This window comes from Limimaricola litoreus, assembly GCF_024159025.1.
Classification (GTDB): Bacteria; Pseudomonadota; Alphaproteobacteria; order Rhodobacterales; family Rhodobacteraceae; genus Limimaricola; species Limimaricola litoreus.
This window is the reverse complement of record NZ_JAMYXC010000015.1, coordinates 1-9,251: the sequence shown is the minus strand read 5'-3', so window position 1 is coordinate 9,251 and position 9,251 is coordinate 1. Positions and strand designations below refer to the sequence as shown.

11 protein-coding genes and 1 pseudogene are annotated in these 9,251 nt (G+C 70.4%); 3 read left to right on the top strand and 9 right to left on the bottom strand.

Annotated features, from left to right (window positions below; all coding sequences use genetic code 11):
• Both ribA and NHG85_RS00865 read left to right on the top strand, forming a co-directional pair.
• The coding region (ribA, locus tag NHG85_RS00870; protein WP_253328900.1) for a GTP cyclohydrolase II at positions 1 to 939 on the top strand (939 nt) is incomplete at its 5' end.
• The gene (locus tag NHG85_RS00865; protein WP_253328898.1) at positions 936 to 1,436 is read left to right on the top strand and encodes a L,D-transpeptidase family protein; all 501 of its coding nucleotides are present in this window, start codon (positions 936 to 938) and stop codon (positions 1,434 to 1,436) included. The genes ribA and NHG85_RS00865, both read left to right, overlap by 4 nt.
• Positions 1,437 to 1,553: 117 nt before the next feature.
• On the opposite strand, the gene fmt is transcribed toward NHG85_RS00865, so the two are convergent.
• Genes fmt through def (NHG85_RS00845) form a run of 4 tightly spaced genes read right to left on the bottom strand, consistent with a single transcriptional unit; the run spans position 1,554 to position 3,932 of the window.
• Entirely contained in the window at positions 1,554 to 2,453 is a 900-nt protein-coding gene (gene fmt / locus NHG85_RS00860; RefSeq protein ID WP_253328896.1) for a methionyl-tRNA formyltransferase, read from the bottom strand.
• Positions 2,453 to 2,944: a peptide deformylase gene (def, locus tag NHG85_RS00855; RefSeq protein ID WP_253328894.1), complete on the bottom strand. Its 492-nt coding sequence runs from the start codon at positions 2,942 to 2,944 to the stop codon at positions 2,453 to 2,455. The genes fmt and def (NHG85_RS00855) overlap by 1 nt, the downstream gene beginning before the upstream one ends.
• Positions 2,941 to 3,411, bottom strand: coding sequence for a peptide deformylase (gene def / locus NHG85_RS00850; protein ID WP_253328892.1), 471 nt, complete (start codon positions 3,409 to 3,411; stop codon positions 2,941 to 2,943). Before def (NHG85_RS00850) ends, def (NHG85_RS00855) begins: the two co-directional genes overlap by 4 nt.
• Complete coding sequence (gene def, locus NHG85_RS00845; RefSeq protein ID WP_253328889.1) at positions 3,411 to 3,932, bottom strand: peptide deformylase; 522 nt, start codon at positions 3,930 to 3,932, stop codon at positions 3,411 to 3,413. Before def (NHG85_RS00845) ends, def (NHG85_RS00850) begins: the two co-directional genes overlap by 1 nt.
• A gap of 102 nt (positions 3,933 to 4,034) precedes the next feature.
• Between def (NHG85_RS00845) and NHG85_RS00840 the strand changes: the two genes are divergently transcribed.
• On the top strand, positions 4,035 to 5,228 hold the full coding sequence (locus NHG85_RS00840; protein ID WP_253328887.1) for a MalY/PatB family protein: 1,194 nt from the start codon (positions 4,035 to 4,037) through the stop codon (positions 5,226 to 5,228).
• Positions 5,229 to 5,232: 4 nt separating this feature from the next.
• Here the strand turns inward: NHG85_RS00840 and NHG85_RS00835 are convergent, their stop codons facing one another.
• The 5 genes and pseudogenes from NHG85_RS00835 to NHG85_RS00815 all read right to left on the bottom strand — a co-directional run.
• On the bottom strand, positions 5,233 to 5,583 hold the full coding sequence (locus NHG85_RS00835; protein WP_253328885.1) for a hypothetical protein: 351 nt from the start codon (positions 5,581 to 5,583) through the stop codon (positions 5,233 to 5,235).
• 70 nt (positions 5,584 to 5,653) lie between these two features.
• Positions 5,654 to 6,421, bottom strand: coding sequence for a precorrin-4 C(11)-methyltransferase (gene cobM / locus NHG85_RS00830; protein ID WP_253328883.1), 768 nt, complete (start codon positions 6,419 to 6,421; stop codon positions 5,654 to 5,656).
• Positions 6,422 to 6,490: 69 nt separating this feature from the next.
• Positions 6,491 to 8,290 (bottom strand): precorrin-3B C(17)-methyltransferase, encoded by a 1,800-nt coding sequence (cobJ, locus tag NHG85_RS00825; protein WP_253328881.1) that lies wholly within the window; start codon positions 8,288 to 8,290, stop codon positions 6,491 to 6,493.
• Positions 8,281 to 8,982, bottom strand: coding sequence for a precorrin-2 C(20)-methyltransferase (gene cobI, locus NHG85_RS00820; RefSeq protein WP_253328879.1), 702 nt, complete (start codon positions 8,980 to 8,982; stop codon positions 8,281 to 8,283). Before cobI ends, cobJ begins: the two co-directional genes overlap by 10 nt.
• Positions 8,979 to 9,251, bottom strand: a pseudogene (locus NHG85_RS00815) (cobalamin biosynthesis bifunctional protein CbiET); the annotation flags it as partial. The pseudogene NHG85_RS00815 and the gene cobI, both read right to left, overlap by 4 nt.

Below are 9,251 nucleotides of genomic sequence, written 5' to 3'. Positions count from 1 at the left end.
CTGCGCGCCATGGGCGGCGCGCCGGTGCTCGCCGTCACGGGGCGGCGCGCGGTGACGTTGCGCGCGCGCGCCTATGACGAGGACATCGCACGCGTGGTGCTACCTTCGGATGCCAACTCTGCCTGGGTGCGGGCGGTGGCCGACCCGGCGGGCGATCTCGACACGCCGATGAAGGGCCCGCTCCGGACGCTGCGCGAGGGATCGGCCGACACCCACCGCGCCGCGATCGCGCTGGTCAAGGCGGCGCGGCTCTTGCCCGCAGCCCTCGTTCTGCCGCTCGACGATGCCACGGGCTTCGCCGCCGCGCATGAGCTGACGCGGCTCGACCTGCCGCTGCCGCCCGCGATCACCCCCGCCTATGCCCCCGTCGCCGCAGCGCGGCTGCCGATGGAGGCCGCCGAGAAGGGCCGGCTGCACGTGTTCCGCCCCGGCGATGGCGGCGAGGAGCATTACGCGGTCGAGGTGGGCCGCCCCGCCCGCGACGGCGCGCCGCTGGTGCGGCTGCATTCGGCCTGTTTCACCGGCGACGTGCTGGGCTCGCTCAAATGCGACTGCGGCCCGCAGCTTCACGCAGCCCTCGACCAGATGGGCGAGGCGGGCGAAGGGGTGCTGCTCTACCTCAACCAGGAGGGTCGCGGCATCGGGCTGGCCAACAAGATGCGGGCCTATTCGCTGCAGGATCAGGGCTTCGACACGGTCGAGGCCAACCACCGGCTCGGCTTCGAGGATGACGAGCGCGATTTCCGCATCGGGGCTGAGATCCTCAAGCGGCTGGGCTTTTCGCGCATCCGCCTGCTGACCAACAACCCCAACAAGATCGCCCGCATGGAGGAGGCCGGGATCGCGGTCGAGGCGCGGGTGCCGCTCAAGGTGGGCGAGGGGCTGCACAACCACCACTACCTCGCCACCAAGGCGGCCAAGTCGGGGCACCTGCTGTGATCTACTCTCTTGCCGATCTCGTGCTTACCCGGCGCGGCCTGCGCATTCTGGGCCGCCATCTGCCCTGTTCGATCGGCAAGGGCGGCATCCGCGCGGACAAGCGCGAAGGAGACGGTGCCACGCCCGTGGGCGAACATCGCATCACCGGCATGCTCTACCGCCCCGACCGGCTGGCCGCGCCGCAGCCCTGGGCCGAACCGATCCGCCCGGGCGACCTGTGGTCGGATGCGAGCGGCGATCCCGCCTACAACAGCCATGTCCGCGCCCCCTACCCCGCCAGCCATGAGGTGCTGCGCCGGGCCGACCCGCTTTACGACATCGTGCTGGTGACGGATTGGAACGAGGCGGGCGAGGCAGACCGAGGTTCGGCCATCTTCCTGCACCAGCGTCGCCGCCCGGGCTTTCCGACCGAAGGCTGCGTGGCCTTCGCGCGCCCGGACCTGATCTGGCTGGCTCGCCATGTCACCCTTGGCGCGCGGCTGATCGTCCGGGGCTGATCCCCTTCATCTTTCTCCAAATACGCATGGTGCCCGGTCGAACGACCTCGCGCCGCTCGGAAACGGTGCGCCGTGCGTATTTGAAGAAAGATGAACGAGGTCGTGGCGCCCGGCAGCTCAGCCAAGCCTTTCGGGCAGGGCCTTGCCCCTGAGCGCGTCCTGAGCCGACATCGGCTTGCGGCCCTCGCGCTGGATCTCCAGAAGCTCCACCGCGCCATCGGCGCAGGCGATGGTGGCGGGGCCGATCCGCGCACCGGGCGCGCCCTCACCCGGCCCCGATGCGGCGCGCAGGATCTTCAGCCGTTCATCCTCCGCCATGCACCACGCGCCGGGAAAGGGCGACAACGCGTTGACCTGCCGCGCGACATGGGCGGCGGTGCGGGTCCAGTCGATCCGCGCCTCGGCCTTGTCGATCTTGGCGGCATAGGTCACGCCCCGCTCGGGCTGCGGCTCGGGGCGCAGCTCGTGCAGGCGGCGCAGCGTCTCGACCACGAGCCGCCCGCCCATCCGCGCCAGCTCGTCATGCAGGTCCGACGCGGTGTCGGTCGGACCGATCGGCGTCGCCTCGCGCAGGAGCACCGGGCCGGTGTCGAGCCCGGCCTCCATCTGCATGATGCAGACGCCGGTCTCGTTGTCGCCCTCCAGGATCGCGCGCTGGATCGGCGCGGCACCGCGCCAGCGCGGCAGCAGCGAGGCATGGATGTTGAGGCAGCCGTGCTTGGGCGCGTCGAGCACCGCCTGCGGCAGGATGAGACCATAGGCCACCACCACGGCGATCTCCGCTTTCAGCGCGGCGAATTCGGCCTGCGCCTCCTCGCCCTTGAGCGAGACCGGGTGGCGCACCTCGAAGCCCAGCGCCTCGGCACGGGCCTGCACGGCCGAAGGCCGGGGCTTCTTGCCCCGCCCCGCCGGGCGCGGCGGCTGGGTGTAGACGCAGGCGATCTCGTGGCCTGCGCGCACCAGCGCGTCGAGTGCGGTGACGGAGAATTCCGGCGTGCCCATGAAGGTGATGCGCATCAGGAGAGCTTCCTTGCCTTGGCGACCAGCCGGTCGCGCTTCAGCCGGCTCAGCCGGTCGAAATACATCTGCCCCTCCAGATGGTCGATCTGGTGCTGCAGCGAAGTCGCCCAGAGGCCGACGAAATCGCGCTCCTCGATCTCGCCCCTCTCGTTGAGAAACCGCGCCGTCACGGCGCGGGGCCGCGAGATGACGGCCGAGACGCCGGGCAGGTTGGGCGAGGCTTCCTCGTGCTCGCGCAGCTGCGCGCTTTCATGCAGAATCTCGGGGTTGGCCATGCGCACGGCCTGCCCGCGCCCGTCCGAGGCATCGACCACGGCGAGCCGCAGGCCCACGCCGATCTGCGGGGCTGCGAGGCCGACGCCGGGCATCGCGTCCATCGCGTCGATCATCTCGTCCCACAAGGCACGGATCTCGTCGGTGATCGCCTCGACGGGGGCGGCGGGCTTGCGCAGCGTGGCGTGCGGCCAGCGCAGGAAGGGGCGGGTCATGCGGGGTCTTCCTCTTCGTGGCGGTCGATGCACAGGATGCCGTTCAGGTGATCGAGCTCGTGCTGGATGCAGGTCGCCTCGATGCCGTCGAAGTCGGCCTCGTGTCCGAGGCCGGTCAGGTCCTGCCATGTCAGCGTGACGCGGGCGGGGCGGCGGACGCGGCAGGGCGTGTCGGGGATCGACAGGCACCCCTCCTCGCGCAGCACCGTCTCTTCGGAGGCAGAGGCGATCTCGGGGTTCACGAAGACCTTTGGCGCGGGGTCGCCCGCCTTCCATTCCACATCCGTCACGAAGAGCCGCATCGGCAGCTTCACCTGCGGCGCGGCGAGGCCGCGGCCACCCGCGGCATACATTGTCTCGATCATGTCGGCGGCGAGCTGCGACAGCGTCGCGTCGAACAGCCGGACCGGCTGCGCCGTCGCGCGCAGCACCGGCGCGGGGTGGAGGACGATGTCGAGCACGGCCATCAGCCGCGCGCCCGCTCGCGCTTGAGCTTGATCATCTTGCGGGTGATCATCTGCCGCTTCATCGGCTTAAGATAATCGATGAAGAGCCACCCATCGAGATGGTCGATCTCGTGCTGCACGCAGGTGGCCCAGAGCCCGTCGAACCGCTCGGAATGGGTCTTGCCATCGAGGCCGAGCCATTCGACCTCGACCTCGGCGGGGCGCTCGACATCGGCGAACTGCTCGGGGATCGACAGGCAGCCCTCCTCGTAGACCGAGCGGCTTTCGGATTCCCAGGTCACCTTCGGGTTCACCAGCACCATGGGCCGGGCCGCACCCTCGTCCTCCTTGGTGGCGTCCATGACGAGCAGGCGGCTGAGCTTGCCGATCTGCGGCGCGGCAAGGCCGATGCCCGGCGCGTCATACATGGTCTCGAGCATGTCGTCGGCGAGACGGCGGATCTCGTCGGTGATGGCGGGCACCGGCTCGGCCAGCGTCTTGAGCCGCGGGTCGGGGTGGATGAGGATGGGGCGCAATGTCATGGCGCCGATCTAGGGCGAAGCGGCGCGCATGGCAACACGCGGCCCCTTGCACGCCCCGCGCGGCACGTGCAGCCTCCGCCCCGCGACCAACAGGAGACCGCCATGAGCCGCGAGCCATTCCCCGCCCCCGATTTCGACGAGATCATCGACCGGCGCGGCACCAATTGCTCCAAGTGGGACAGCATGGAGAAGGTCTATGGCGTCAGCCCAGACGAGGGGATCGCCATGTGGGTCGCGGACATGGATTTCCGCCCGCCCGCCTGCGTGCAGCGCGCGGTCGAAGGCATGGCCGCGCATGGCATCTATGGCTACGCCGCCTCGGACGACGCGCAGCGCGAGGCGATCGGCTGGTGGATGGACCGCCGCCATGGCTGGCGGCCCGATGCGGGCGACATCTTCACAACACACGGCCTCGTCAACGCCACGGGGCTCTGCGTCGATGCCTGGACCGATCCGGGCGACGGCGTGGTGCTGTTCACCCCGGTCTACCACGCCTTCGCGCGGGTGATCCGCGCGGCGGGGCGCGAGGTGGTCGAATGCCCGCTGGCCTTGGATCATGGCCGCTACGTGCCCGATTTCGACGCCTGGGACGCGATGATGACGGGCCGCGAGAAGATGATGATCCTGTGCTCGCCGCAAAACCCCGGCGGCCGGGTCTGGAGCCGGGCCGAGCTCGAAGGCTGGGCCGCCTTCGCGCGGCGGCACGATCTGATCCTCGTCTCCGACGAGATCCACTGCGACCTGACCATGCCGGGGCACAGCCACACGGCGATGACCCGGATCGAGGGCGTGGCCGACCGGCTGGTGATGCTGACCGCCACGACCAAGACCTTCAACATCGCAGGCGCGCATATCGGCAATGTCATCATTTCCGACCCCGCGCTGAAGGCACGGTTTTCGGCGCGGATGCGGGCGCTGGGCCTGTCGCCCAACTCCTTCGGCCTCGCCATGGCGACGGCGGCGATGTCGCCCGAAGGCGTGGACTGGCTGGAGGCGCTGCGCGGCTATCTCGACGGCAATCGCCGCCTGTTCGAGGAGGGCGTGGCGCAGATCCCCGGCGTGTCGCCCATGACGCTCGAATCCACCTATCTCGAATGGGTGGATTTTTCGGGCACCGGCATGAGCCGCGAGGAGGTGCTGGCCCGGATCGAGGGCAACGCGAAGATCGCGGTCAACCACGGCACCAGCTTCGGGCTGGGCGGCGAGAGCTTCCAGAGGTTCAACATCGCGACGCCGCGCGCGCGGGTGAAAGAAGCCGTCTCGCGGCTGCAGGCGGCATTTTCCGACCTGCAGTAGCGCCTCAGAGGCGGGGCAGCCTGAGCGCCGGCTCGGCCTCGCCCCGCTCGAAATCGACGGGCGCGCTGTCGGCGACGCGGCTGTGACGCTTGAACTCGTAAACCCGCTCGCCCTCCTCGACCCGGGAGGTCATGACGAGGCATTGGTAGAGATGGCGCGGCCCGTCATAGAGGTCGACGAAGCCGTGCAGGATCGGCGCGTCCTTGGCGGCGAGCGCGAAGCCCGTCTCCCACATGCGCAGCACGGGGTGGACCTCCTCCCCGTCATGCACGCAAAGCCGGGCCGAGCGGCGCTGCGCGGCGCGGCGCGCGGCCTCCATGGCGTCCTGCAGGTCCTTGGTCAGATATTCGGTCATATCGCATCCCCCTGCCCCCATCCTGCGCAGGGAAATGTAAAATTCAAGCGACGTTCGCGGAAAATTCCTCTCAGACGCGCGCCTTGGGGCGCAGGACATGCGGCTGAGCCGGATCGTAGAGCGCGCTGTCGGGGAATCCCTGCTCCTCGCCCAGCGCCGGGCCGACGAGGATCAGCGCGGTGCGGGTGAGCTTGGCCGCGCGCACCTTGGCATGGATGTCCGCCAGCGTGCCGCGGATCACCTGCTGGTCGGGCCAGCTTGCGCGGTAGACCACGGCAACGGGGCAATCGGCGCCGTAAAACGGCGTCAGCCGCCGCTCGATATCGCGCAGGGCACGAATGCCGAGGTGGATGGCGAGCGTGGTGCCGGTGGCGGCGAAGTTCTCGAGCGTCTCGCCCCCGGGCATGGCGGTCGATTTCATCGACATGCGGGTAAGCACGATGGATTGCGCGAGCTCCGGGATCGTCAGCTCCTGCCCCAGCGCGGCGGCGGCGGCGGTGTAGGCGGGGACGCCGGGGATGATTTCATAGGCGATGCCGTCGGCCTTGAGCCTGCGGATCTGCTCGGCGATGGCGCCGTAGAGCGACGGGTCCCCCGAATGGACGCGCGCCACGTCCTGCCCGTGCCCATGCGCGGCGACGATCTCGGCATGGGTCTCGTCGAGCGTCATGGGTGCCGTGTCGAGAACGCGCGCGCCCGTCGGCGCGCCGGCCACGACCTCTTCAGGCACCAAAGAGCCCGCGTAGAGGCAGACCGGGCAGGCCGCGATGAGCCGCGCGGCCTTGAGCGTGAGAAGCTCCGGATCGCCCGGCCCGGCCCCGATGAAATAGACGGTCATTGGGCGCGTCTCCCGTTCATCTTTCCAAAAATACGCATGGCGGCCGGCATCATCCGCCGCGCCGCGTCTTCAGCGCGCATCGATCTTCTTGGCGTAGCCGCGTGGCGTCACCATGCGCGGCCCCTCTCCCATCTCGACCAGCTTCGACTGCGAGGAGCCGACCAGCACGACGGTCAGCATGTCGACCTCGTCGACCTCCAGCTCGTCGAGGCGGCGATAGCGGATCTCCTCCTCCGGGCGGCCCAGCGAGGAGGCGAGCAGCACCGGCGTATCCGCCGGGCGATGCCCGAGCAAGATCTCGCGCGCCTCGGCCAGAAGCGTGCGGCGACGCTTGGAGACCGGGTTGTAGAAGGCTATGACGAAATCGCCCTGCGCCGCGGCGTGCAGCCGCTTCACGATGTCTTCGCGCGGGGTGAGCAGATCCGACAATGAAATGGCGCAGAAGTCGTGGCCCAAAGGGGCCCCGGCGCGCGAGGCGGCGGCCTGCAGGGCCGAAACGCCCGGCGTGCAGGTGACCTCGATCCGGCGCGCGGCGTCCGAGACGCCGCCCTTCTCCGCCTCGCGGCCCAGGAGTTCGAAGACCAGCGCGCCCATGGCGTAGATGCCCGCGTCGCCCGAGCAGATCAGCGCCACGTCGCGGCCTTCGGCGGCGCGCTCCAGCGCGTAGCGGCAGCGGTCCTCCTCGCCGCCCAGCGGGAAATCGGCGCGCGGCTTGCCGGCGGCCAGCGGCCCGAGCAGGTCGATGTAGAGCCCGTAGCCCACCAGCTCCTCGGCATCAGCGATGAGGCGCGAGGCCTCGGGCGTGCGCCAGCCGGACTGGCCAGGGCCGATGCCTACGACCGAGAGCCTGCCCCGGCGGCGGCCACGCAGTTCGGTGATCGGCGCGGGGGCCATGGCCAGCGCGCAGGTGGCGTTGGCGGTCTTGCGCTTGGTGACGGCAAGCGTCGCCTCCGCCCCGGCTTGGGCGAGTGCCGCGCCTTCGGAGACGCCGTGGCAGCCGACCTCGGCGAAGACCACCTCCGACGGCGTGGCGAGGCGGGGCGTCTCGGCCTCCAGCTCGGCAGCGGTGAAGAGGCGCAGCGGCACGCCGATGTCACGTGAAACATTCAGAATCGCGGGCTCGTCGGCCTTGAGGTCGATCGAGGCCACGGCCTGCACGGCCTCAGGCGCAATGCCGGCCTCGGCCAGCACCTCGCAGACGAGGGAGGCGAGCTCTTCGGGCGGGCAGTTGCGGGCGCAGCCGAGGCCCAGCACGGCCCGCTGCGGCGCGAAGTGGAGGTGATCGGGGCCCAGATCGGGCTGCGGCGCCTCCGAGACGGTGATCCTCAGCGCATCGTCTTGTGGCAGATCGGCCAGCCACGGCGCCTCGCCGGTGACGGTCGCCCCGCCGCCCGAGAGCAGCGCCGCCATCGCCCCCTTGGCGTCGTCCGGGTTCACGAGGCGGTAGCCCAAGGGCGGCTCGTCGAGCGCCACGCCGAGCGAGACGTCGCCCGCGGTTGTGACGGCGGCGGTGGCGTCCAGCACTTCGGCAATGCGCTTGGCCAGACGGTTCGCGCCGCGATGGCCGCCCAAGAGCGGCACCACCACGCGCCCGTCGTCGGAGACCGAGATCACCGGCGGCTCGGCGCGCTTGTCCGACAGCATCGGCGCGACGGCGCGGATCAGGATGCCGGAGGCGCAGACCCCCACCACCGCGTGGCCGGCGGCAAAGAGATCGCGCGCGTGCTCCAACGCATCGGCGAAGAAGGCGTCGGCGGCCTCGACCCGCCCCTCGCGGCCATGCAGCGGCGCACCCAGCGCCTCGGCTAGCTTGCGGGCCACGGGCTCGCCCGAACGGGAGAGAGCGAGAACAACGGGGGTCACAGCCAAGGATCGGCTCCCTTCGTGAGAATGATCATCGAGAAATAGGGGGCGGTGTCGGGCGCTTTGGCTAATGGGCGGACGACCTCCGCCTCCAGCGTGGCGCGCTCGACATAGGTGGCCTGCGCGGTGAGACCGAGATCCTCGATCACGGTGCGCACCTTCGGGAAATGACGGCCCAGCTTCATGATCGCAACGCTTTCGGCGCCCTCGATCCGGGCGCGCAACTCGGCCTCGGGAAGCGGCCCCGGCAGCACGGTCAGCCGTTCGTTGCGCGCGGCCAGCGGGCGGCGCGCGGCGGCGGCGGCGGCAGTGAGCGAGGTGACACCGGGCACGATCTCGACCCGGTGGCGATCCGCGAGGCGGGCGAAGAGATACATGAAGGAGCCGTAGAAGAACGGGTCGCCCTCGCAGAGGCAAACCACGTCCTCTCCGGCCTCCAGGGCTTCGGCAATCTGCGCGGCGCCCGCGTCATAGGCCGCCTGCGCCGGACCGCGCTCGACCGTCATCGGCACGTCCATGACGATCTCGCGCGCATCGGGCGCGATGAGATCCGCGGCGATCGAACGCGCGAAGCTCGCGCCGCCCGCCAGCGTTGGATAGGCGACGACGCGCGCGGCCTCGATCAGCCGCGCGGCGCGCAGGGTGATCAGGTCGGGCGCGCCGGGGCCGAGGCCCACGCCGTAAAGCGTGCCGCTCATCGCTTGATCAGGCTCCACTGCATCACCGGCATCGCCGGTTTCCAGCCCGTGAGCCGCCCCACCGGGGCCGCCCGCGCGACCGAGATCCGCACCAGATCGCCGCCATGCTCGGCATGCAGCGCGATCAGCGCCGCCTCGCTTTCCAGCGTCACCGCGTTGGCGACCAGCCGTCCCAGCGGGCGCAGCGCCGCCCATGCCGCCTCGAACACCTCGCGGCTCAGCCCGCCGCCGATGAAGATCGCATCCGGCGCGGGCAGACCGCCCAGCGC

Excerpts from the sequence above, each read along its gene's own strand:
- NHG85_RS00835 (WP_253328885.1), bottom strand. The coding sequence starts at position 5,583 with ATGACCGAATATCTGACCAAGGACCTGCAGGACGCCATGGAGGCCGCG.
- cobI (WP_253328879.1), bottom strand. The coding sequence starts at position 8,982 with ATGAGCGGCACGCTTTACGGCGTGGGCCTCGGCCCCGGCGCGCCCGAC.
- def (WP_253328892.1), bottom strand. The coding sequence starts at position 3,411 with ATGGCCGTGCTCGACATCGTCCTCCACCCCGCGCCGGTGCTGCGCGCG.
- cobM (WP_253328883.1), bottom strand. The coding sequence starts at position 6,421 with ATGACCGTCTATTTCATCGGGGCCGGGCCGGGCGATCCGGAGCTTCTC.
- fmt (WP_253328896.1), bottom strand. The coding sequence starts at position 2,453 with ATGCGCATCACCTTCATGGGCACGCCGGAATTCTCCGTCACCGCACTC.
- def (WP_253328889.1), bottom strand. The coding sequence starts at position 3,932 with ATGACATTGCGCCCCATCCTCATCCACCCCGACCCGCGGCTCAAGACG.
- NHG85_RS00840 (WP_253328887.1), top strand. The coding sequence starts at position 4,035 with ATGAGCCGCGAGCCATTCCCCGCCCCCGATTTCGACGAGATCATCGAC.
- def (WP_253328894.1), bottom strand. The coding sequence starts at position 2,944 with ATGACCCGCCCCTTCCTGCGCTGGCCGCACGCCACGCTGCGCAAGCCC.